The 22,868-nt window shown below is 70.3% G+C and carries 21 protein-coding genes; 12 read left to right on the forward strand and 9 right to left on the reverse strand.

Features of this window, described 5'->3' with window-relative positions; translation table 11 throughout:
• Together ACGFWE_RS41495 and ACGFWE_RS41500 are read right to left on the reverse strand one after the other, a co-directional pair.
• On the reverse strand, positions 1–420 hold the full coding sequence (locus ACGFWE_RS41495; RefSeq protein WP_393605685.1) for a molybdopterin-binding protein: 420 nt from the start codon (positions 418–420) through the stop codon (positions 1–3).
• 47 nt (positions 421–467) lie between these two features.
• Entirely contained in the window at positions 468–2,420 is a 1,953-nt protein-coding gene (locus ACGFWE_RS41500) for an amino acid transporter (protein WP_352392098.1), read from the reverse strand.
• Between the two features lie 906 nt (positions 2,421–3,326).
• Here ACGFWE_RS41500 and ACGFWE_RS41505 point away from each other — a divergent pair.
• From ACGFWE_RS41505 to ACGFWE_RS41520, 4 genes are read left to right on the forward strand one after another with little or no spacing between them, the layout of a single operon-like run.
• On the forward strand, positions 3,327–4,622 hold the full coding sequence (locus ACGFWE_RS41505) for an extracellular solute-binding protein (RefSeq protein ID WP_352392097.1): 1,296 nt from the start codon (positions 3,327–3,329) through the stop codon (positions 4,620–4,622).
• A 6-nt stretch (positions 4,623–4,628) separates the two neighbouring features.
• The gene (locus tag ACGFWE_RS41510; protein ID WP_352392096.1) at positions 4,629–5,627 is read left to right on the forward strand and encodes a sugar ABC transporter permease; all 999 of its coding nucleotides are present in this window, start codon (positions 4,629–4,631) and stop codon (positions 5,625–5,627) included.
• Positions 5,624–6,457: a carbohydrate ABC transporter permease gene (locus ACGFWE_RS41515; RefSeq protein WP_393605688.1), complete on the forward strand. Its 834-nt coding sequence runs from the start codon at positions 5,624–5,626 to the stop codon at positions 6,455–6,457. The genes ACGFWE_RS41510 and ACGFWE_RS41515 overlap by 4 nt, the downstream gene beginning before the upstream one ends.
• Positions 6,458–6,514: 57 nt before the next feature.
• The gene (locus tag ACGFWE_RS41520; RefSeq protein WP_393605690.1) at positions 6,515–7,558 is read left to right on the forward strand and encodes an endo-1,4-beta-xylanase; all 1,044 of its coding nucleotides are present in this window, start codon (positions 6,515–6,517) and stop codon (positions 7,556–7,558) included.
• Positions 7,559–8,578: 1,020 nt separating this feature from the next.
• On the opposite strand, the gene ACGFWE_RS41525 is transcribed toward ACGFWE_RS41520, so the two are convergent.
• From ACGFWE_RS41525 to ACGFWE_RS41535, 3 genes are all read right to left on the reverse strand, one after another.
• On the reverse strand, positions 8,579–9,616 hold the full coding sequence (locus tag ACGFWE_RS41525) for a LacI family DNA-binding transcriptional regulator (protein WP_352392093.1): 1,038 nt from the start codon (positions 9,614–9,616) through the stop codon (positions 8,579–8,581).
• A 193-nt stretch (positions 9,617–9,809) separates the two neighbouring features.
• Positions 9,810–10,007, reverse strand: a complete 198-nt coding sequence (locus ACGFWE_RS41530; RefSeq protein WP_352392092.1) for a DUF5999 family protein — start codon at positions 10,005–10,007, stop codon at positions 9,810–9,812.
• Between the two features lie 376 nt (positions 10,008–10,383).
• Positions 10,384–10,950, reverse strand: coding sequence for a hypothetical protein (locus tag ACGFWE_RS41535; protein ID WP_352392091.1), 567 nt, complete (start codon positions 10,948–10,950; stop codon positions 10,384–10,386).
• A 524-nt stretch (positions 10,951–11,474) separates the two neighbouring features.
• On the opposite strand from ACGFWE_RS41535, the gene ACGFWE_RS41540 reads away from it, so the two are divergent.
• On the forward strand, positions 11,475–12,992 hold the full coding sequence (locus ACGFWE_RS41540; protein ID WP_393605692.1) for a glutamate-cysteine ligase family protein: 1,518 nt from the start codon (positions 11,475–11,477) through the stop codon (positions 12,990–12,992).
• A gap of 21 nt (positions 12,993–13,013) precedes the next feature.
• Here the strand turns inward: ACGFWE_RS41540 and ACGFWE_RS41545 are convergent, their stop codons facing one another.
• The gene (locus ACGFWE_RS41545) at positions 13,014–14,789 is read right to left on the reverse strand and encodes a substrate-binding and VWA domain-containing protein (protein ID WP_393605694.1); all 1,776 of its coding nucleotides are present in this window, start codon (positions 14,787–14,789) and stop codon (positions 13,014–13,016) included.
• Positions 14,790–14,973: 184 nt separating this feature from the next.
• Between ACGFWE_RS41545 and ACGFWE_RS41550 the strand changes: the two genes are divergently transcribed.
• Positions 14,974–15,774, forward strand: a complete 801-nt coding sequence (locus tag ACGFWE_RS41550) for a CPBP family intramembrane glutamic endopeptidase (RefSeq protein WP_393605696.1) — start codon at positions 14,974–14,976, stop codon at positions 15,772–15,774.
• A 25-nt stretch (positions 15,775–15,799) separates the two neighbouring features.
• On the opposite strand, the gene ACGFWE_RS41555 is transcribed toward ACGFWE_RS41550, so the two are convergent.
• Entirely contained in the window at positions 15,800–16,612 is an 813-nt protein-coding gene (locus ACGFWE_RS41555; protein WP_393605698.1) for a PhzF family phenazine biosynthesis protein, read from the reverse strand.
• A gap of 196 nt (positions 16,613–16,808) precedes the next feature.
• Here ACGFWE_RS41555 and ACGFWE_RS41560 point away from each other — a divergent pair, with 196 nt between their 5' ends.
• From ACGFWE_RS41560 to ACGFWE_RS41570, 3 genes are all read left to right on the forward strand, one after another.
• Positions 16,809–17,699 carry an alpha/beta hydrolase gene (locus tag ACGFWE_RS41560; RefSeq protein WP_393605700.1) on the forward strand — a complete coding sequence of 297 codons (891 nt, stop codon included), beginning with the start codon at positions 16,809–16,811 and terminating at the stop codon, positions 17,697–17,699.
• Between the two features lie 232 nt (positions 17,700–17,931).
• A complete protein-coding gene (locus tag ACGFWE_RS41565; RefSeq protein ID WP_393605777.1) occupies positions 17,932–18,075 on the forward strand; it encodes a hypothetical protein in 144 nt (47 codons plus the stop codon).
• A gap of 366 nt (positions 18,076–18,441) precedes the next feature.
• On the forward strand, positions 18,442–19,065 hold the full coding sequence (locus ACGFWE_RS41570; protein WP_352392085.1) for a PadR family transcriptional regulator: 624 nt from the start codon (positions 18,442–18,444) through the stop codon (positions 19,063–19,065).
• 128 nt (positions 19,066–19,193) lie between these two features.
• On the opposite strand, the gene ACGFWE_RS41575 is transcribed toward ACGFWE_RS41570, so the two are convergent.
• On the reverse strand, positions 19,194–19,622 hold the full coding sequence (locus ACGFWE_RS41575) for an SRPBCC family protein (protein WP_352392084.1): 429 nt from the start codon (positions 19,620–19,622) through the stop codon (positions 19,194–19,196).
• Between the two features lie 117 nt (positions 19,623–19,739).
• Positions 19,740–19,928, reverse strand: coding sequence for a hypothetical protein (locus ACGFWE_RS41580; protein WP_352392112.1), 189 nt, complete (start codon positions 19,926–19,928; stop codon positions 19,740–19,742).
• Between the two features lie 196 nt (positions 19,929–20,124).
• Here ACGFWE_RS41580 and ACGFWE_RS41585 point away from each other — a divergent pair, with 196 nt between their 5' ends.
• The 3 genes from ACGFWE_RS41585 (at position 20,125) to ACGFWE_RS41595 (ending at position 22,846) form a co-directional block, all read left to right on the forward strand.
• Positions 20,125–20,691, forward strand: coding sequence for a Clp protease N-terminal domain-containing protein (locus ACGFWE_RS41585; protein ID WP_352392083.1), 567 nt, complete (start codon positions 20,125–20,127; stop codon positions 20,689–20,691).
• A gap of 52 nt (positions 20,692–20,743) precedes the next feature.
• Positions 20,744–21,742, forward strand: coding sequence for an EamA family transporter (locus ACGFWE_RS41590; protein WP_352392082.1), 999 nt, complete (start codon positions 20,744–20,746; stop codon positions 21,740–21,742).
• A gap of 192 nt (positions 21,743–21,934) precedes the next feature.
• Entirely contained in the window at positions 21,935–22,846 is a 912-nt protein-coding gene (locus tag ACGFWE_RS41595) for a DMT family transporter (protein WP_393605703.1), read from the forward strand.
• The last annotated feature ends 22 nt before the right edge of the window (positions 22,847–22,868 follow it).

A 22,868-nucleotide genomic window follows, 5' to 3' on the forward strand; every position in this document is an offset into this window, starting at 1 on the left:
CTACTCCTTCGCCAGTGACACCTCGGTCGACTTGATGAGGGCGACGACGGGGGTGCCGACGGCCAGGGCGAGGTCCGTCGCGGAGTCCGCGGTGATCGCGGAGGTGAACTCGCCGCCCTCGACGGCGATCTTCACCGTGGCCATGGCGGCGCCGGTGGCCACGGCGGTGACCGTGCCCGGGAGCTGGTTGCGGATGGACAGGCCCCGGACCGGGGCGGTGGCGAGGGAGACCTCCGTCGACTTCACCAGGGCGCGCACGGCAGAACCCTGGGCGAGGCCGAGATCCTCCACGGCATCGAGGGTGATCGCGGCCGTGAGGTCCTGCCCACCGTCGAGGCGGATCTTGACCGTCGCCATGGCCTCGCCCCGGGTGACGGTGGTGACGGTGCCGGGGAGCTGGTTGCGGATGCTCAGGATCATGGGCATCAACTTAGGGCTGTACGCGGCGCATGTCGGGTATGTGCGGGTCAGCCGGTGTGGACGCGGGGACGGCGGGCGCGGTCGGGTTCCGCCTCGCGCAGGACCTCCCGGGTGACGGGGGCGACCTCGCCCTGGCCGAAGAGGAAGAAGCGCAGGAACTGGTGGAAGGGGCTGCCCTCGGTCCATTCGAAGTAGATGTGGGGGGTGCAGCCGGTGATGTCGCGGACATGCAGGAGGAGGGCGGCCAGGGCGTTCGGGATGGAGGAGGACTCCAGGGTCAGGACGCGGTAGCGGCCGTGCAGGACCTCCCCGCGGACGGTCAGGCCCGCCTCGAACTCGGAGGGGTCCAGGACGGTGACCTCGACGAAGACGAAGTCCTCGCCGGCAATGTCGTTGTCGGCCCGGATCTGTTCGACCTTGTCGCGGTATTCGGCCTGGTCACGCTGGTCGGGTTCGTTGGCGATGAAGCGGATCTTGCGGCTGGCGACGTCCCGGATGAAACGTTCCGCCATAGTGTCCAGCCGCACGCTGGTCACGCGCAGCTCGAAGGCACGGGCCAGCCGGGAGAGCAGGGAGACGAGGATGATGCCGGCGATGAAGCAGGCGCCGATCTTGACGCCGTCGGGGCGTTCGATGACGTTCGCGACGGTGACGTAGAGGAAGACCGCCGAGATGACCGCGAAGCCGATCGTCCAGCCCCGCTGGCCGGCCTTGCGGGCCGCGATGGTCACCGCGATTGCCGCGGAGCTGATGAGGACCAGGACGCCGGTGGCGTAGGCGCCGCCCTGGGCGTCGACGTCGGCATCGAAGATCCAGGTGACCAGGAAGCCGATGAGGGTGAAGACGATGACCATGGGGCGTACGGCGCGGGCCCAGTGCGGGGCCATGCCGTAGCGGGGCAGGTAGCGGGGCATCAGGTTGAGCAGGCCGGCCATCGCGGAGGCACCGGCGAACCACAGGATGGCGATGGTCGAGATGTCGTAGACCGTGCCGAAGACGCCGCCCAGGTAGTCGTGGGCGAGGTACGCGAGGGCGCGGCCGTTGGCCTGGCCGCCCGACTCGAACTCCTTCTCCGGGATCAGGAGGGTGGTGATGAAGCTGGTGGCGATCAGGAAGACGCTCATGATCAGGGCGGCGGCGGTGAGCAGTTTCTTGGTGTCGCGGATCCGGCCGGTCGGACGCTCCTCGGTGTCGCCGGCCTCGCCCTTGACGTGCGGCATGACGGCGACGCCGGTCTCGAATCCGGACAGGCCGAGCGCGAGCTTGGGGAAGACGAGCAGGGCCACGCCGACCATGGCGAACACGTTGCCGTGCTCGGCGGTCAGGGCGCTGGACCAGTCCGTGATCACATGCCCTGCTGTGATGACGTGCCACAGACCGACCGCGACCACCACGACGTTGAGACCGAGATACAGGCCGACCAGGGCGACCGCGACACCGATCGCCTCCAGGAACCCCTTGAGGAAGACCGCGCCGAGCAGGGCGACCAGGACGAGGGTGATCAGCATCTTCTGGTCGTGCAGGGCGCCGGTCAGATGGGGGTTCTCGATCAGGTGGGTCGAGGCGTCCGCCGCGGACAGCGTGATGGTGATCAGGAAGTCGGTGGCGGCGAAGCCGAGCAGGGTCAGGACGAAGAGCTTGCCCTGCCAGAAGGACAGCAGGCGCTCCAGCATCGCGATGGAGCCCTCGCCGTGGGGGCTCTCCTCGGCCACGCGGCGGTAGACCGGCAGGGCGCCGGCCAGGGTGACCAGGACGAGCACGATGGTGGCGACGGGGGAGAGGAGGCCGGCCGCGAGGGCGGCGATGCCGGGCTGGTAGCCGAGGGTGGAGAAGTAGTCGACGCCGGTCAGGCACATCACCCGGTACCAGGACTGGCCCTGGTGCGGGGGTTCGGGCTGGGCGTGCGGGCCCGTGTGGCCGCCGCCCTTGCCCATGTCGGACAGACCCTCCAGCATCCACGCACGCAGACGACCGGAGGGAGGGTCTTCGGTGAGGGCCATCGGCGGTGCTCCTGGGGTGCTGCTCGGCTCGGATCCGGCCGCCCGTCTGACGGCGGGAACAGCGTAAGCGGAGAGTGACGTTCGGGCCTCTGGCTGGAGGGCCTACGGGCGTCAAACTTCCGTTAAGACTCGGGTCGTGGGGTCCGGCGGCGGGTGATCAGCCAGATGAGGGGGACGCGCGTTCCCGCGCGAGCCGTGTGGGTGGGACGGCGGCGGTGGACACGCAGAGTCATGGCGGGGCCGGGGAATTACGGCGGGCGCGAAGGCGTGGAGGGGCTGCATGAACCCGGGCCCGAAACCTGGCAGCGCCGAGAGTCCGGGACGGCGACGTCGGCGCGCACGGACGGCGACGCCGCCGCGCACGGACGGGGACGTCACTGCCGGTCACCCCGGCCCCTAGCCGGTGCAAGAGTTCTGGGCCCAGGTGATGCCGTCCGTGGGGAATCTTCGCGCGGAGGGCTTCGTAATGTTCGCCCGTGCTACCGAATGTTTCGGCTGTTTGGGCGGGTCGGATGGCGTCAGATGTGCGGCGCCCCGGCCATCGGAGGTTACCCCCGGCCGGGTGTGCTGCGGGCCGATCCGGTCCTTGTCACGGGCTCGGTGCGTGGTCGTCGCGGGGTGCCCGCGCCCGGATGTCCCGGCGCCGGAGGGAGTCCCGTGAAGCGCCGCGGATCGGCGCCCGCACGGCAAGTGTTCGTACGGCAAGCGGTCCTGTTCTCCGAAGCAAGCCCGTCCGGGGGTGAGTTGGCGACTCGATCCGCGAACATTCCCCCCGCACAGGGGGTTGCCACCGTTCCGTAGCTGTCTCTAGGGTGCGGCAGCAGCGAAGCTTTCTGGATCTATTCCGAAACTTTCGGACCGCAGGACGGACAAGGACGGCTCCGTCCCGTACTCAAGGAGCGCATCATGGGCGACCCGGCACTGTCCCGCCGTGGCTTTCTGGCGGCGTCCGCCGCGGCCGGTCTGGGCATGACGACACTGACCGGCTGTGGCGGCGACTCGGACGGAGGATCGTCCGACGGGACGACCACGGTGGAGTGGTGGAACATCTCCACCACCGAGCCGTCGAAGAGTGTCTGGGCGGCCCTCGCCAAGAAGTTCGAGGCTGCGAACCCCAAGGTCAAGATAAAGATCGTTCAGCTGGAGAACGACGCCTACAAGTCGAAGATGACGGCGCTGACCGCCTCCGGGAAGCTCCCCGACATCTTCCACACCTGGGGCGGCGGCGTCCTGAAGCAGCAGGTCGACGCGGGGCTCGTCGAGGACCTGACCGACCGGACCAAGCCGTGGGCCGACGGTCTGCTGAAGGTCACCAAGGAGCCGTACATCCTCGACGACAAGGTCTACGGCATTCCTTTCGACATGGGCATGATCGGCTTCTGGTACAACAAGAAGCTCTTCCAGCAGGCCGGTGTCAGCGAGCCCCCCACCACCTGGGGCGGCTTCCTGGAGGCCGTGAGCAAGCTGAAGGCGAAGAACATCACGCCCATCGCCCTGGCCGGCAAGGAGAAGTGGCCCGGCATGTACTACTGGGCCTACCTCGCGATGCGCACCGCCGGTATCGACGCCCTCCAGAAGGCCAGCGAGGACAAGGACTTCACCGGCGCCGGGTTCGTCGAGGCCGGCCGGCACCTCAAGGAACTCGTCGCCCTCCAGCCCTTCCAGAAGGGCTTCCTCAACGCCGCCTACTCCACGCCCACCGGCCAGGCGGCGGCCGTCGGCAACGGCAAGGCGGCCATGGAACTCATGGGCCAGTGGGCCCCGTCCGTGGAGGCCGACTCGGGCAAGGGGCTCGGTAACGACCTGGGCTTCTTCCCCTTCCCCGCGGTCGAGGGCGGCAAGGGCGCCATCACCGAGGTGTTCGGCGGCGGCGGCGGACACGCCCTGCGCCGGGGTGCCCCGCAGGCGGCGGTCGACTTCCTGAAGTTCTTCGCCTCCGAGGCGACCGAGCTGGAACTGGTCAAGAAGACCAGCGTCCTTCCCGTGCTCCCGAACGCGGAGAAGGCCATGACCGACCCCAACCTCAAGCTCGTGCAGGCCCAGTTGAAGGCCGCCACCGGCTTCCAGCTCTATCTCGACCAGGCGTACGCGCCCGCCGTGGGCCAGGAGGTCAACGACAGCGTGGCCGCGCTGATCGCCGGCTCCAAGTCCCCGGAACAGGTCGCCCAGTCGATCACGCAGACGGCGAAGGAAGAGCAGTAGCCCGAGATGACCTCCACGTTCCTCGCAGACAAGCGGAGCGGTCCGGGCACCGAACTCCCGCCCCCGGAATCGGTCAGGGCCCGGGGGCGGGGCCGTCGGCGCGTACTGCACTGGCTCACCGCGGTCGGCTTCCAACTGCCCGCGCTGGTCCTGTTCATCGGCATGGTCCTGCTGCCGATGCTGTTCGCGCTGTACGCCGCGTTCTTCCGCTGGGGCGGCTTCGGCATGCCCTCCGACTACGTCGGCATGGACAACTTCACGGATCTCTTCGACAACCCGGTCTTCCTGGGCGACCTGTGGCGCTGCCTGGTCCTGGTCGTGCTGTCCCTCGCGTTCCAGCTGCCGTTCGCGCTCGCCATGGCGGTCCTGCTCAACCAGAAGCTGCGCGGCAGAGCCGTCTACCGGATGCTGTTCTTCGCCCCCTACGTCCTGTCCGAGGCGATCACCGGCGTGCTGTTCAGCATGGTCTTCGCCCCGGACTCCGGTCTCGCCGACCACATCTTCGGCGCGGTCGGCCTGGACGGCTTGGGCGGGCTGTGGTTCGCCGATCCCTCCTACGTCATGGCGACGCTCTTCCTGGTCATGATGTGGAAGTACTTCGGCTTCCACATGATGCTCTACCTGGCCGGACTCCAGTCCATCCCAAGGGAGTTGACCGAGGCGGCCCTCATCGACGGCGCCAGTCCCTGGCAGCGTTTCCGCAACGTCACCCTGCCGCTCCTCGCGCCCACCCTGCGGATCAGCGTCTTCCTGTCCGTCATCGGTTCCATCCAGCTCTTCGACCTGGTGTGGGTGGTCACCCAGGGCGGCCCCGACCACCACTCCGAGACCATGGCCGTGACCATGTTCCAGTACGGCTTCAAGCGCTACCAGGTCGGCTACGCGAGCGCGATCAGCGTGGTCATGTTCGGCATCTGCCTCGTCTTCGCCCTCGCCTACCAGCGGTTCGTGCTCCGCCGCGACCTCGAAGGGGCCACCACGACGATGAGGGGGGACGGCCGATGACCGCCCGCAACAGCACCGCTCGGACCCTGCCCCTGCACCTGGTCCTCATCGCCGTCGGCGCGGTGATGGTCGTACCCCTCGTGTACGCGGTCCTCTCTGGGTTCAAGTCCACCGACGAGCTCTCCAGCAACCCCTTCGGACTGCCGAAGCACTGGCGGACCGGCAATTACACCGACATTCTCGCCGGCTCGGACTTCTGGCGGCTGCTCGGCAGCAGCACCCTGATCGCGGTCGGTACGACCGTGCTGGTGGTCGCCGCGTCCGCGCTGGCCGCGTTCTCCTTCGCGCGGTTCGCCTTCCGCGGCCGGGAGGCGCTGTTCACGCTCTTCACGATGGGGCTGATGTTCCCCTTCGCGGTGGCGGTGCTCCCGCTGTTCCTGCTCCTGCGCTCACTCGGTCTGCTGGACAACCCACTGGGCGTGATCCTTCCGCAGGCCGCCTTCGGACTGCCGATGACGATCATCATCCTGCGGGCCTTCTTCCGGGAGATCCCCGGTGAGCTGGAGGAGGCGGCCACCCTCGACGGGTGCAGCCCCTTCGGCTTCTTCTGGCGGGTGCTGCTGCCCATGGCACGGCCCGCGCTCGGCACGGTCTCGGTGCTCGCCGTCGTCACCAGCTGGAACAACTTCATGCTGCCGCTGCTGGTGTTCACCGACAACACCTGGTGGACGCTGCCCATCGGCGTGCAGCAGTTCCAGGGCCAGTACTCCGCGGAGTACGCCCGTGTCTTCGCCTATCTCGTCCTGGCGATGGTTCCCGCCCTCGCCTTCTACTCGGTCGCCGAGCGCCAGCTCGTCGGCGGCCTCACCGCGGGCGCGACGAAGGGATGACCCCGGCGCCCTCGACAGTACGGCTCACACCCACCCGCACGTGAGGAGTCGCACCACATGCGCAAGAACCGTCTCAGACTCGCCGGAGCCCTCGCGGCCGTCCTGGTCGCCGCGGGCATCGCCACCGGGCCCGCCGCCCAGGCCCACGGCAAGCCGCAGACCCTCGCCGACCTCGCCCAGCGTCACGGCCGCTACTTCGGCAGTGCCACCGACAACCCCGAGCTCGTCGACGAGCCGTACAAGAAGATCCTCGGCAGCGAGTTCGACCAGATCACGCCCGGCAACGGCATGAAGTGGTACGCCACCGAACCCCAGCAGGGCGTCTTCGACTGGACCGCGGGCGACGAGATCGTCAACCTCGCCCGCGCGCACCACCAGAAGGTGCGCGGCCACACCCTCGTCTGGCACAGCCAGCTGCCCGACTGGATCACCTCGCGGGAGTGGACGGCGGCCGAGCTGAGGCCCGTACTGAAGAAGCACATCCAGACCGAGGTACGGCACTACCGGGGCAAGGTGTTCGCCTGGGACGTCGTCAACGAGGCCTTCAACGAGGACGGCACCTACCGGGAGAGCGTCTTCTACAAGACCCTCGGCCCCGGTTACATCGCCGACGCCCTGCGCTGGGCCCGCCAGGCCGACCCCAAGGTCAAGCTCTACCTCAACGACTACAACATCGAGGGCGTGGGCCCGAAGAGCGACGCCTACTACAACCTGGCCAAGCAGCTGAAGGCGCAGGGCGTCCCGCTCGACGGCATCGGCCTCCAGGCCCATCTGGCGCTCCAGTATGGCTATCCGACCACGCTGGAGGACAACCTGCGCCGCTTCTCCAAGCTGGGCCTCGACACCGCGCTCACCGAGGTCGACATCCGGATGATCCTGCCCGCGACCGAGGAGAAGCTGGCCCAACAGGCCGACTGGTACGCCGACGTGACCGACGCGTGCCTCGCGGTGCGACGGTGCGTCGGCATCACCATCTGGGACTACACCGACAAGTATTCCTGGATCCCGGCGTTCTTCGACGGCGAGGGCGCCGCGCTGCCCTGGGACGAGCAGTTCCAGCCGAAGCCGGCGTACTACGCGATCCGGGCGGCGCTGAAGTAGGGGGCGGGTGGCTGCGGCGTCTCCGCTGTCCTGCCGGGGCGCCGCCGCCGACTCGGACTGACGGTCCGAGGAGGAGCGCAGGGACCCGGGCTGCGCCCAGCCGGCCGGGCGGGGTTCGCTGGATGGGGGAGTGCCTGGGTGCCGGGCGAGCCGGTGCGTGGCGATGCCCTCCGCACGGGTTCTGGGCTCGGTCCGGGTGGGTTGCGGGGGAGTCGTTCGTTCGCAGCTCCCCTCGGTCGGCAATCGTTCTGGCTCGGCCTGATCGGGTTGGGTAAGAGCCGGACGCTCGCGCCGCTTGGGCGGGAGGGGGCGTTTTGCCCTGTCCCGGTCAGGCGGAGTGGGAACCGTCCGCTGGCTTCCGGCGGCGGGAGACGTGCATTCTGGCTCGGGCCGGTCGGGCTGCGCGGCAAGTGTCTGCCTGTGGCGGCTCCGGGGGAGCCGATCGTTCTGGCCTGGCCGGGAAAGGCCGCGCCAGAAAAGCCTGCCCGTCCCAAGTCGGCGGGGGCCGATCCGTCTGGTCCGGTCGGGCTGCGCCGGAAGTGCCCGCTGCCGCGGCTCGGAGGGAGCCGATCGTTCTGGCCTGGCCCGGAAAGGCCGCGCCAGAAATACCTGTCCGGCCCAGGTCGGTGGGGGCCGAGCGTTCTCGCCTGGTCCGGTCAGGCCGGGCGAGGTCGGCCGTCCGCACCCACTCGGCGGGAGCCGGCCGCCGTATTGGGCTCGCCCTCTGGATGGCTTGGCGGATCGGTCGGGTACCGCTTCAGCTGCCCGGTGTGTGATGGACCGTCGTCGGCGGGGCCGCTTCGCGCGGGTGGGTGTGGCGGTGTCGGGGGGGCATCACCCTGGGCCGTTGGGCAGTGGCCGGTGGTGTCGTGTTCGACCGCACCATCAGAGGCGCGTCCGCGCTGCCGGCCCGGTCCCGGGTTCCAACGCCGTGCGACCCCACCGCCAGTTCGCTCCGGTCTCGCGCACGATGAGTCCCAGGAGTACCTCGCGGGCCGGTTCGGGGACTCTGCCGGCATGTCAGGCCGTGGCCGGTGGGGCCGTGCTGGAGCGGATCACCAGCTCGGTGCCCAGTTCCACGCGGGGTGAGTGGGGGTGTTCGGCGCGGGCCAGTTCGAGGACTGTGCGGGCGGCCAGCTTGCCCATGTCGGCGAGAGGTTGGCGCACGGTCGTCAGCGGGGGTGCCGACCAGCGGACTTCCGGAAGGTCGTCGAAACCCACCACGCTCATGTCCTCCGGCACCCGCAGACCCCGCCTCCTCAGCGCCTCGATCGCGCCGAGGGCCATCTGGTCGCTGGCCGCGAACACGGCGGTCGGCGGGTCGGGCAGGTCGAGGAGCTTCTCGCACCCCGCGAAACCGGACTCCGGGTGGAAGTCGCCCGGCACGACCAGCGCCTCGTCGAGGGTGAGCCCGGCGCCTTCGAGGGCCGCGCGGTAGCCGTCGAGGCGGGCCCGGGAGCACAGCAGCCTCGGCGGTCCTGCGATCAGGCCGATCCTGCGGTGGCCCAGCGACAGCAGGTGTTCGGTGGCCGCGAGCCCTCCCGACCAGTTGGCGGCGCCGATGGTCGGGGCGTCCAGCGCGGGTGAGCCGGCCGGGTCGACGACCACCAACGGGACGCCGAGCGCGCGCAGTTCGTCATGGAGGACCGTGTCCAGCGCCGAGGTGACCAGGATGACCCCGCCGGAGGCGCGGGCGCGCAGGTTGCGCATCCACTCGCGGGCGTCGCCCGAGCGGCCGTGGATCGCGGAGACCACCGTGCCGACGCCCTCCGCGTGGGCGACCTCCTCGACCCCGCGGATGATCTCCACGGCCCAGGGGCTGTCGAGGTCGTTGAAGACCAGGTCGAGCAGGGCGACACGGGCGCCGGGGGCCGGGGGACGCTTCCGGTAGCCGTAGCGCTGGAGCAGTTCCTCGATCCGGGCGCGGGTGTGCGGGGACACGTCCGACCGGCCGTTGACCACCCGGGACACCGTCGGCACCGAGACTCCGGCCTGCCGGGCGATCTCCGTGATGGTGACTCTGGCCCGGGGCTCGGCGCCGGCCTCGCCTGCTGTCACTTGCCCACCTCCGCGTCGGAGCCTCGAAAGCGTCGAGCTCGAAACTTCCAGGAGTCTTCCGGAAAAGTGGCCCCATACACAAGGCGTCACAGCGAGTGATCGCCGAGGAACATGCGTCGGGGCCGGTGCGCAGACGGTGCTGCGAGCCGGCCCCTCAAGGTCTCCGGACGGTACGCGGCCCGCCCGGGCGTGCTCAGGCGGCCGTGGCCCCCGCGAGCGGGCGGTGCGGGGCGATGACCCGACCGTCGGGCAGGAGCTCACCGGTGTCCTCGAAGAGCAGAACGCCGTTGCACAACAGGCTCCAGCCCTGCTCCGGGTGGTGCGCCACGAGGCGGGCGGATTCCCGGTCGGCGGAGTCGGCTGTCGGACACGGTGACTGGTGCTGGCACATTGGTGGGATCTTTCGCTGTGTTGTGGTCATGACGTCCCCCGTCGTGATTACTCAGTCTGAACCCAGTGTTGCCCTACGGGCGCCAATCCGCAGGTATTTCGCATCACCACTTCTTCACAGGTTGGAGACGCATCACCCAGCCGGACGGTTCATCTCAACCACACTGTCCCTTCGGATGGTTGGAGGGGGCCGGAAAGGGCTAGTCCACCTGGATCGAGTCCCGCGTTCGGCTCGTCCGAGCCATTGTGCGCTCGTACGAGCAAATGCTTTCCGAGTGATGCTTGCGGATTTTCTACGGCCGCAATGGCGCCCCGTACAGAGTCGTACCCCGCTACCCGGAATTCCGGGGCGGGGTACGAGCGTCCGGGGCGAGGTTTCAAGCGGGCGAGCCGAGCAGCGGGGCCGGGGTCACCCGATGGGTCAGGACCGGGAGCAGTTCGTCGGCCCGGTGCGGACGGTGGGCCGCGATGCCGGGCGGGGCCGGCGCCAGCGGGACGAGCAGGTCGGTGGCGGCGAGGCGGCCCGTGCCGGCGTCCGCCGCGCAGTCGCCGTGCAGCCACAGCGCGAGCATGTACAGGCCCGGGATGGACAGCAGGCGCGGTTGGTAGGACTGCTGCATCACCTCCGCCTGACGCAGCGCGCGCTCGGTGGACGCGATGTAGGGGCCCTCGAAGAAGTGCGAGAAGGCCCAGCCGTCCGGGGTGAGCATGGTCTCCGCCGCGGCCACCGAGCGCTCGCCGCAGCGGATCAGGAAACGCCACCCGGTCAGCCTGGTGGCGGTGCCGTCCAGGACGTGCACGGGCAGGGGGAGCTCGGGTGTGACGGGTCCCTGGGCGCGCAACAGGGAAGGGGTCCGGGCCTCGCGGACCGCGGTGGGCGAGGCGAGTGCGGTGAGGACGGAGCGAAGTGCGGGTGCGGGAGCCGGAGGGACATGCAGCGGCATGGTGGGTCGCCTCTCATTCGACAGGCACGGTGGCACGAGGGCGGGGGCGGACGACGCTGTCAGCTCACGGGTCAGAGAGGCGGGGGCCGGGGTCCGGTGACGCAGGTGCGGGTGAGGACTGCCGTACGTCACCCGACGGCAGGATCCAGGACCGCGGGTGCCAACCCTCTGCCTTGTTCGCGGAGTTTATACGACATGTGTTGAGATGGTGTTTCGGCTAGCCGTTTCCGCTGTATCGGGCAAGGAGCCATTCGGTCGGCGATACGCGGGAATCATCCCGATACCGCGGCTGCTTCGCGGCGGTGACCTCGGGGAAGGTGCGGGAAGCGGTCGGCCAATTCTCGTCGGCGTTTTTCACGAGTTCTTCGGGGCACTCGAAACTGCTGACGGCCCCATGCCGAGTGAATGTGCCACCGGTCACATCCAACAGGGTAACGGGTCCGGGGACCCGGCGGGACGTTACCGATCGTTCCGGCGGGGCATCATCCCACCTGACTCATGACGCGACGAGGAAGGACCCTTCCATGGGGGAGAAGGTCGTGGCAGGCCAGTTCGACCTGTCCGATCGCCAGCGCTACCGCGACAAGCTCCGCACTTGCCTGACGGGGCTGGAGCGGCTTCTGGCGGAGCAGCGGTTCGATGGTCCCAAGAACCTGATGGGGCTGGAGATCGAATTGAATCTGGTCGGCACCGACGGTATGCCGAGAATGCTGAATGGAGAGGTCCTCGCACGCATCGCAAGCCGAGATTTCCAAACAGAACTCGCCATGTTCAACCTGGAAGTCAACATAGCCCCACACCGGCTGGGCGGCAGGGTATTCGACCGGCTGGCGGAGGAACTCCGTACTTCGCTGGCATATGCCGACCGTAAAGCGGGCGAGCTCGACGCCGGAATCGTGATGATCGGCATTCTGCCGACCCTCGACCGGGACGACGTCGTCTCCTCCAACCTGTCCGACGTCGACCGCTACACCCTGCTCAACGACCAGATCGTGGCCGCGCGCGGTGAGGACTTCGTCCTCGACATCGAGGGGGTGGAACGCCTCACCTGCACCTCGAAGTCCATCGCCCCGGAGGCCGCCTGCACCTCCGTGCAGCTGCACCTCCAGGTGACCCCGGGGCGCTTCGCCGACGTGTGGAACGCCGCGCAGGCGGTGGCCGGGGTGCAGATAGCCGTCGGCGCCAACTCGCCCTTCCTGTTCGGCCGTGAGCTGTGGAGCGAGTCCCGGCCGCCGCTCTTCCAGCAGTCCACGGACACCCGCCCGCCGGAGCTCCAGGCTCAGGGCGTGCGGCCGCGCACCTGGTTCGGGGAACGGTGGATCTCCTCGGCGTACGACCTCTTCGAGGAGAACCTGCGCTACTTCCCGGCCCTGCTGCCGATCTGTGACGACGAGGACCCGCTGAAGGTGCTCGACGAGGGCGGCGTGCCCTCGCTCGCCGAACTCGTCCTGCACAACGGCACGGTGTACCGCTGGAACCGGCCCGTATACGACATCGCCGACGGTGTCCCGCACCTGCGCGTCGAGAACCGTGTGCTGCCCGCCGGCCCCACCATCACCGACGTCGTCGCCAACGCGGCCTTCTACTACGGCCTCGTTCGCGCCCTCGCCGAGGAGCCGCGGCCGGTGTGGACCCGGTTGCCCTTCGAGGCGGCCGCGGCCAACTTCGACGCCGCCTGCCGGCACGGCATCGACGCGCGCATGGTCTGGCCCCGGCGCGGTCGGCACGGCGGCACGGTCGAGGTCGACGCGGTGAGCCTCGTACGCGAGGAACTGCTGCCGCTGGCCGAGGCGGGGCTCGCGGCGTGGGGCGTCGAGCCCGCCGACCGGGACCTGTATCTCGGGGTGATCGAGGAGCGATGCCGGCGCCGGGCCAACGGGGCGTCCTGGCAGGCGGCGACGTTCCACCGGGCACTGGAGGCGGGACTGTCGCGGGACGCGGCGCTGGCGGCCACGACGCGGCGGTACGGCGAGCTGATGCGCCAGGGGGAGCCGGTGCACACCTGGCCGGTGGGGCTGCCGGAGCCGGTGCCGCTGGGGTGAGGGCCGCCGCGGCGGGCGCAGTCAGCCGCTGCCGCCCCGGGCACCCGCGGCCACGATCGCCTTCAGGATCACCGTGTGGATCTGGGCCGGGTCGTTGACCTGCTGACCGGACCCGCCGGTGGCCTCGGCGAGCTGCTCGGCTTCCGCGCGGTCGGCGTCGGGGCCCACCGCGATCACGATGAGCGGGACCGGGCGTGCGGGGTTGGAGAGTTTCTCCAGTTGGGAGACCAGCGCCCCGCGCGAGATGCTGCCGGGGTCCTGATTGACGCCGTCGGTCAGTACCACCAGCGCGTTGAACTTTCCCTCGGCGTACGAGCCGGTCGCCTCCTTGTACGCGGCGAGCGTGGTGTCGTACAACCCCGTCGCGCCGCCCGGCACCGGTTCCAGGCCGCCGAAGGCCGCCGACAGCCGCTCTCGTTGGGTGCCGCCCGCCGCCGTGCTGTCGCCGAGTCGGTCGGTCGGCACGAGGATCTTGTAGTCCTTGTCGCCGTCGAGCTTGGTGGAGAACTCCCACAGGCCGATCTCGTCCTCCTGGGTGAAGGTGGCGAGGGCCTGGAGGAGGGACGCCTTGGTCACGTCCATCCGGGAGCGGCCGGTGCCCGGCACGGCCTCCGACATGGAGGAGGACGCGTCCACGACCGTGGTGATCCGCGCGCTCTGCACGGTGATCGTCCAGGTGCCGAGCGCCTCCTGGAGCGCTGTCGCGGAGGGGGCCTCACCGGCCTCCGCCGTGTACGGCTGCGGCACCTTGCCCCCGGCCTTCGCGACGAGTGAGGCCGACACCTGGTCGCCGGAGGTCCTGAATCCCCGGTCCGTCAGCAGTTGCGCTTGCTCCGGCTTGCGCAGATACGTCATGAAGCGGATCGCGGCCCGGCTCTCGTCAGTGCTCAACCGTGTCTGGTCGACGAGCGCGTACGGGTAGTCCAGCCGCGGGGAACCGTCCTTCGGGTAGAAGAAGTCCAGACCGTCCCCGGACTCCGCCGAGGAGTTGTACGCGAAGGCCGCCTGCTCGGACAGGACCAGCGCCTGGTTGCGCTTGGGGTTGCCCTGCTCGGTGCCCGAGGAGTCCCGCGGCAGCGTCTCCACGAGCTGGCCGTCGCTGTCGGAGATGCGCTGCGAGAGCGACTTCATCATCGCCGCGGCCTGCGTCGCCCCGCCCTCGACCCGGCCCGCCGCACTGCTGAGCCGGGTCAGGGCGAGCAGCCCGGACGCGCTGCGCGCGGGGTCGGCGGCGCCCAGCTTGAGCGAGTCGTCCCGCAGGGTGGCGCCCGCCAGTTCGAGCCAGCCGTACGTCTTCTTCGGCCAGCCCAGCGACTTCGCGGCGGCCGGCACCATCGCCATCCCGACCGGACTGGAGGCCACGTTGCCGACGCGGGCCACCTTCGTCGCGCCCGCGTCCGCGGAGATCTGGTCCAGCCACACGCCCGAGTCCGGCACCCACACCTGCGCACCGGGGTCCTTGCCGGCCGCGAGCGTGTCCCTGACCTTGTACGACTCGCGCGCGGTCACCGAGATGTCGACGCAGCGCCCGTCGGAGGTGAGGTTCTCGTCGCCGGCCCGCTCGGCCGCGGCGCGCAGCGCGGGGGCCACGTCGGGGGAGGCGGCGACCTCGATCCGTACCGCCTCGTCCCGGCAGGAGGAGCCGAAGGAGAACAGACCGCCCTGGACGGCGGCGGCCGTACCGCCGGCGACGGTCAGGACGAGCACCGTCGCGACGGCCACCGTGCGGCGGCGCGCACGTGGGCGGGGGTCGCTGCCGCCCGCCCCATACTGATCGGGCAAGCTGTGACGTCCCATGACGGTGGTGCCCTCCCCTGATGCTCGTGCCGGCACAGCCGTGTACGGCAGGAAGGAGGGAGGTACGCCCCCGTACGGCGTCCGTCCCCCCGACGGCCATGCGCACGATCTTCGTTATTTCTTTCGAAGGACCCTAGCGGGGCGGCGATGGGCATGAGGCTGGATTACTCAACTGGAGGCAGGTGTGCAGGCGGAGGAAGGGGCAGTGGCCGATTCTTTTCCGCAGAGGGCGCTCTCACGGAAGTTCTTCCGTGACGAGACGCTGCTCGTTCTGGGGCTTTCGCTCGGTGCGAGCGGTGTGTCCGCGCTGATCAGTTTTGTCGGATCGGTCACCAAACCGGGGGGTCTCAAGGACCAGGCGGCGACCCTCAACGCCTCGGCCGCGCCCGGCCGCCCCTGGCTGGATCTCGCCTGGCAGCTCTTCGGGATCGCGTCGGCCCTGGTGCCCGTTCTCCTGGTCGCGCACTTCCTGCTGCGCGAGGGACAGAGCCTGAGGACCCTCGGCTTCGACCGGACCCGGCCCGGGCCCGACCTCGCCCGCGGGGCCGGGATCGCGGCCATGATCGGCAGCACCGGAATCGCGTTCTACCTGGCCGCACGGGGACTGGGCTTCAACCTCACCGTGGTGCCCGAGGCGCTGCCCGACGTGTGGTGGAAGTACCCCGTGCTGATCCTCTCGGCGATGCAGAACGCGATCCTGGAAGAGGTGATCGTCGTCGGCTATCTGCTGCGCCGGCTCCACCAGTTGGGCTGGACCCCGGGCACCGCCCTGGTGGCCAGTTCCGTACTGCGCGGCAGCTACCACCTCTACCAGGGCATCGGCGGCTTCATCGGCAACATGGTCATGGGCGTGGTGTTCGTGTACCTGTACCGGCGGTGGGGCCGGGTGGGCCCCCTGGTGGTGGCGCATTCCCTGCTCGACATCGGGGCGTTCGTGGGATACGCGCTGCTCGCGGGCAAGGTGGGCTGGCTGCCCACGGCGTGAAGCCCTTGGGGCGTGAAGCCCTTGGTCAGACGAGCAGCTCGCCCTCGATGACCGTGACCGCGCGGCCCGTCAGCAGAGTGCGCTCACCGCGCAGCGCGGTGCGGATCCGGCCGGAGCGGGGCGAGGCCTGCAGTCCGGTGAGATCGGTACGGCCGAGCCGCTGCGACCAGTAGGGCGCCAGGGCCGTGTGCGCGCTGCCGGTGACCGGGTCCTCGTCGATGCCGACGTTCGGGAAGAAGCAGCGGGAGACGAAGTCGTAGCCCAGGTCCGGGTTCTCGGCTCGGGCGGTGGCGATGACGCCGCGCTCGGAGTAGGCGGCCAGGGCCTTGAGGTCGGGTCGCAGGGCGTGCACGGTCTTCTCGTCGGCCAGTTCCAGCAGCAGGTCACCGATGTTCGGCCCGGTGTCGAAGGCGGTCAGCGGCTCGGCACCCAGCGCCTCGGCGACACCCTCGGGAAGTGCGACCTGGGTCAGCGGGGCGGTCGGGAAGTCCAGGGTGATCGAGCCGTCCTCGCCGGGTGTGGCGATGAGGACCCCGCTGCGGGTGGCGAAGCGCACCGGGCCCCGGTGGGCACCGGTGCTGGACAGGACGTGGGCCGTGGCGAGCGTCGCGTGCCCGCACATGTTCACCTCGGTGGCGGGTGTGAACCACCGCAGCGCCCAGTCGGCCCCGGCGTCTGCGGGGAGCCGGTGGGCGAAGGCCGTCTCGGCATGGTTCACCTCCAGGGCGATGTTCTGGAGCCGGTCGTCGTCCGGGAAGGCGTCGTCCAGGAGCAGGACCCCGGCCGGGTTGCCGGCGAACGGGCGGTCGGTGAAGGCGTCGACGATTCGGATACGCATGCGCTGACGGTACGGCGTGATCTTGCGCTCGGGACAAGGCCAATCGCGGGCCGCTGGACCGATTTCCCGGAGACTGCGCCGACCGTCCGTCCGGCGTCGACGAGGGGAGTGGCGCTCCGCCCATTGCGCTCTCGTCGATGAGGACTCATTATCAGGAATCCTGTTTGTTTAAACTTGTAGCGATGGGTGCTCAGTCATGCTTTTCAGCCCCGGAATCCAGGCCAGGGGGATCCAGCTCCTGCTCGGCCGTGTGATGTCCCGCGTACACGACGACCTGCGCTTCACCGACATCCCGGCGCGTACCGAGACGCTCCGGGTGCAGACCGGTGCCGGGCCGGTGACGTGCACCGTCTACCGCCCGCCCGTCACCACCGAGACCCCCGCCCCGGTGTACGTCAACTTCCACGGCGGCGGCTTCGTGGTGGCCCGCCCCGAGCAGGACGACCACATCTGCCGCTACATCGCCGCCACGGCCGGCTGTGTCGTGATCAACGTCGACTACGCGGTCGCACCGCAGCGGCCGTACCCCGTACCCGTCACCCAGGCCTACGACGTCACCGCGTGGGTCGCCGAGAACGGCGCCGCCGGCGGCTGGGACGGTTCGCGGCTCGCCGTGGGCGGACACAGTGCCGGGGCCAATCTCACCGCGGCTGTCTGCCTGCTGGCCCGGGATCGCGGCACCTTCACGCCCCGCCTCCAGATTCTGGACTCGGCACTGCTGGACCAGGTCGCCGACCCGGCCACCAAACGGTCCCTCATCGCCAAGCCGCTGCTCGGCCCGCGGCTCATGCGGATCTTCACCGCCGCCTACGTCCCCGACCCCGCGGACCGCGCCCACCCCCACGCCTCGCCCGCCCTTGCCGACGATCTCACCGGACTTCCCCCCGCCCTGGTCATCACCGCGGAGAACGACCGCCTGCGCGACGAGGGGGACGCCTACGCCAAGGCGCTGGAGGCCGCCGGCGTCCCGGTCACCCACCGCGTCTTCGAGGGTGTCGACCACTACTTCACCCACACGGGCCCGGTGGCGGCCGGAAGGGAAGCCATCGACCTGATGGCCACCGCGTTGGGCGCTGCCTTGGGGTGAGGTCCTGTCTCAACGATTCGTTCGGTCGCTGCTGCACCCTGGCTGATGGGAGAGGGTGCATGCGTCCTGTCCTGGCGCTTGCGACGCCCAAGTCGTCCAGGTAGTCGCTCCCGGTAGCGGGCGCGCACGGCCTCACGCCCCGCGAAGCTCGGGGGGAAGCCGGGTGAGGGGTGCGTCCCGCGCCGGCCGACGCCGAGCGACCTAGGGGCGCATCCTCGACAGCGCCCGGGAGCTGTTCGCCGAGACGGGTTTCAAGCGCACCACCATTCGCGCCGTGGCGACCGCGGCGAGTGTCGATCCGGCTCTGGTCATGCAGTACTCGGCTCGAAGCGGGAGCGGTTCAGCCAAGCCGTGCAGGCGTTGCCCGCCCCGCTGACGGCCGCTGATGCCGACGAGCTCGTCGATCAGCTGCCGGCCTTGCTCGGCCTCAAGCGAGGCGGCCATCCCGAGGGCGCGCCGGCGATGAGGCGATCGATGCTCACCGACCAGGGCTGTCGATACGTCCGTGCCGTTCTCGGTCGGCAGATCGGCAGCGTCGGTGCCGCCGCATTTGCTGGGCTTGACCATCGGCCACCAGCTCCTCGGCCTGGCCGCGCTTCGTGACGCTCCTGCGGATCACATCGCCGCGTTGCTCCGCCCGGCCGTGAATGTGAGCGCGCTGCACTCAAGGCCTTGTCATGCGATCGGTTCCGATATATCGTTGACGCATCGCGACAGATCAACGATGGATGGAGTGATTGCTATGCGTTCCCACGGATTCGAGCGTGGACATGGTGGAGCCGGTCGTCGGGGCCGTGGTGGTCCCGAGAGCCTGCGAGGTGCCTTCGGGCCCTTCGGGCCGGGCGGTCCCGGTGGCCCCGGCTTCGGAGGGCCGGGCTTCGGCCCCGGGCCCTGGGGGCCGAGGGGGCGGGGCGGACCCCGGGGGAGGGCGCGGCGCGGAGACGTGCGCGCCTCGATCCTGGCGCTGCTCAAGGACCGGCCGATGCACGGTTACGAGATGATCCAGGAGATCGCCGAGCGCAGTGGCGGGGCGTGGAAGCCCAGCCCCGGCTCGGTGTACCCCACCCTTCAGTTGCTGGAGGACGAGGGGCTGATCGCCAGTGCGACCGAGGGCGGCAAGAAGCTGTTCTCGCTCACCGAGGCGGGCCGTACCGCGGCCGAGGAGGGCCCCGAGGCGCCCTGGGAGGAAGCCTCCCGCGGGATCGACTTCGAGGCACTCGGCGAGATCCGGCAGGCCGGCTTCGGTCTGATGGAAGCCTTCGGGCAGGTCTGGAAGACCGGCAGCAAGGAACAGCGCGAGAAGGCGGTGGCCGTCATCAACGAGGCCCGCAAGAAGCTGTACCTCATCCTCGCCGACGAGGGCTGAGACGAGCCCCCGGACGGGGGCCGGCAGCCGTACGGCGATCAGAAGGCGCCCCGTGGAGCGATCCGCGGGGCGCCTTCGTGCGCTCGGCGGGCGCCTGCGCGGCACTCACCCGTGCGTTGGTGCGGCGCTCACACCACCAGTCCGGCAAGCTTTCGCAGCGACTCGTTCAGTGCGGCGGTCCCCGAGTCCTTCAGCTTGCCCGCCATCAGGGAGACGGCTGCGCCCGTGAACTCACCGTCGATGCGGACCGTGGTGGCGTCGCCGTCGGGCGTCAGGGTGTAGCGCGTGGCCACGCTCACCGCCATCGGCCCCTTGCCCCGGATGGCGAACAGCCGGGCCGGCTCCACCTGGTCGATGGTCCACTCGACCTCGGCGGGGAAACCCATCAGCTTCATGTTCTCCTGGAAGGTCCCGCCCGGTTCGAGGACCGTCGGGCCGCCCTTGGGGAAGCTGGTGTGGGTCGCGTTCCACTCGCCGTACGCGGACCAGTCGGTGAGCTGGGCCCAGACCTTCTCCGCGGGTGCCGGGATGCGTGCCTCCGCGCTGATTTCCGCCATGCGGCCACCTCTTCGTATCGGTCTGTGGTGTCGCGGAAAGTAGCCGCAGCGAGCCCAACATTCAATACTGATGAACCGTCAGGAAGTGGAGTGTGGAGCCATGTTCAAAGGGGGCGTTCAGTCCACCCGCCGTATCACCGCCGCCTCGAACAGGTCCCACGCGCGCGGGAACGCGCTCTCGTCGTGACAGTGCCACGCCTCCCAGAACAGGTCGGCGAGCAGTGCGTCCTCCGGGGCGTACACCCGGTACACGTACTGCTTGCCGTCCACGGCCGGCAGCACCACCAGCCAGCTCCTGCCCTCCACGCCTGTGTGGGACGAATGACGTCGTGGGGCGGTTGCACCAGGGGTGCACGACAAGGCGGCGCGCGCCCACCGGGACACAAACGCCTGATGTCATCCGCAAGGAGGAGATCCCGGCTCCGCCGTCCGCTCTCCGTGGGACGCGAAGATGCTTCCCCTCGGGGATGTCAGGAAGCGGTGGGACTGATGGGGTGGGGATGTGCACCCCCGTATCCCCCGGCAGTCGGCCCGCGAACAGAGCGGCCAGCCGCCGGCCCGTCCGGACGGCGATGTCAGGCTCAGCGCGGAACTGGCAGCGGTGGTGTCCGGCGCCCGCAGGCGCGCGCTCAGGGACGGGGACCGGCAGATCGACACGGCCCATCTGCTGCACTCGCTGCTGGACGCCGACGCCGAGGCGTACGCCGTCCTCGACGCGGAACCCCAGCTGCCACGGCTCCTCGGGTATCTCGTGCAGCGCAGCATCGGCTACGGACTGCGCTGGCAGGGCACCGTCGAGGACTCCGGCGCAGTGCCTGTCGTGACGGCGGCCGAGGGCTTCTCACCGCTCGCCGCGGGCGCCATGGACCACGCCTGCGCCCGGGCCGAGCACCGCGCCGACGGACCCGCCCGCGGGATGGACCTGCTCGCGGCGATCCTGGCGGACCCCGAGTCCCGGGCCGTCGAGGTGCTGACCCGTGCGGGAATCGACGCGCGGGCCGTGTCCGCGCGGATCGACGGCCGCCTGCCCGGAGGGCTGTGGGGCGACCCGCCGCGGTCCAGCCGCTGAGACAGGAGTCAACGGGGGTGACGCTCATGTCGTGCCCTGTCATCATGGGTCGGTGCATACGTCTGAGAGCAGCAGGGCCGGTGGCGGCAAGGGAGTCGGGCTCGGTCTCGCGCTGGTGTCCGCACTCGCCTTCGGCGGATCCGGGGTCGCGGCCAAGCCGTTGATCGAGGCGGGTCTCGATCCGCTCCACGTGGTGTGGCTGCGCGTGGCGGGCGCCGCCCTGGTGATGCTGCCGCTCGCCGTCCGCCACCGCGCGCTCCTGCGCAGCCGTCCCGCCCTGCTCGCCGGCTTCGGACTGCTCGGCGTGGCGGGCGTCCAGGCCTTCTACTTCGCCTCGATCTCCCGCATCCCGGTCGGTGTGGCCCTGCTCGTCGAGTACCTCGCCCCGGCCCTGGTGCTCGGGTGGGTGCGGTTCGTGCAGCGACGGCCGGTCACCCGTGCCGCCGCGCTCGGTGTGGTCCTCGCGGTCGGCGGGCTCGCCTGTGTCGTCGAGGTCTGGTCGGGCCTGAGCTTCGACGCCCTCGGACTGCTCCTCGCGCTCGGCGCCGCCTGCTGCCAGGTCGGCTACTTCGTCCTGTCCGACCAGGGCAGCGACTCCGGGGACCAGGCCCCCGACCCGCTCGGTGTGATCGCGTACGGCCTCCTCGTCGGCACCGTCGTCCTGACCGCCGTGGCCCACCCGTGGACCATGGACTTCTCCGTCCTCGCGCAGCGCGCCGGCATGAACGGCACCCCGGTCGCGGCCGGACTGCTGCTCGGCTGGATCGTGCTGATCGCCACCGTCCTCGCCTACGTCACCGGCGTGGTCTCGGTACGCAGGCTCTCGCCCGCGATAGCCGGAGTGGTGGCCTGTCTCGAAGCGGTCGTCGCGACCGTCCTCGCCTGGGTGCTGCTCGGCGAGCACCTCTCGGCCCCGCAGATCGTGGGCGGCGCGATCGTCCTCCTCGGCGCCTTCATCGCGCAGTCCTCGACCCCGGCCAAGGGTTCCGCGGAGCCGGTCGCGGGCGGCGGCGCCGAAAGTCGGTTGTCCGCCCGGGAGAACGCCGCCTAGGCTCCCGGACCATGCATACGCGCACGCTCATCGTCTCTCCGCCGGCCGCCTGAGGCGGGCCCTCCGGAGACCATGCCCGGCCATGCAGCCGGGCTGAACGGTGCTGCCCGCAGACGAAGTCCGCGGACCCCGCCACCGAGCGGGCGTCCTCTTCCGAACTTCCGCGCCTCGGCGCGACTGCGGAGAGAACACGTGTCGCATGCTTCCTCAGGCCTGCCCGTCGGGCGAGGCCTCGTCTACCTGATCGTCGCCGGTGTCACCTGGGGCACCGCGGGAGCGGTCGCCGCCCTGGTCTACCGGACCAGTGACCTGGGCCCGGTGTCCCTGTCCTTCTGGCGCTGCGCGGCCGGCCTGGCGGTGCTGCTCGCGGTCCGACCCGTACGGCCGCGCGCGCGTACGGCCGTCTCGGAACCGCTGGGGCGCAGGGCCCTGCGGGTCGGCGCGTCGGGCGTCGGGCTCGCGGTGTTCCAGACCGCCTACTTCGCCGCCGTACGGTTCACCGGGCTCGCCGTGGCCACCGTCGTCACCCTCGGCGCCGGTCCCGTGCTCATCGCGCTCGGGGCACGCCTCACTCTCGGGGAGCGGCTCGGGCGGGGCGGAGCCGTCGCCGTCGCCGGAGCACTCGCCGGACTCGCTGTGCTGACGCTGGGCGGTGCGGAGGCCTCCGTACACCCCCTGGGTGTGCTGCTCGGGCTGCTCTCGGCGGCCGGCTGCTGTGTGATGACCCTGATCACCCGCGCTGCCCGGGCGGAGTCCGCCGGGACGTCCGTGGCGGTGTTCGCGGTCACCAGCATCTGTCTGCTGCCCCTCGCGCTGGCCGAAGGGCTGCTTCCGCACACGGCCCGCCCCGCCCTGCTGCTGTGCCTGCTGGCCTACCTGGCGACCGTCCCGACGGCACTCGCCTACGGCCTCTACTTCGCGGCCGCCGCGGTCGTCCGCTCCACCACCGTCGCCGTGATCATGCTGCTCGAACCGGTGAGCGCGGCGGTGCTGGCCGTCGTGGTGTTCGGCGAGCGCCTGACCCCGGCCGTCCTCCTCGGCACCCTGCTGATGCTGGGCGCGGTCGGGGGACTCGCGGTGACGGAGGCGCGCGCGGCCGCCTGACGGGCGAAGGGGCCCTTCTCCG

Source organism: Streptomyces sp. NPDC048523, from assembly GCF_043199815.1.
Taxonomy (GTDB): Bacteria; Actinomycetota; Actinomycetes; order Streptomycetales; family Streptomycetaceae; genus Streptomyces.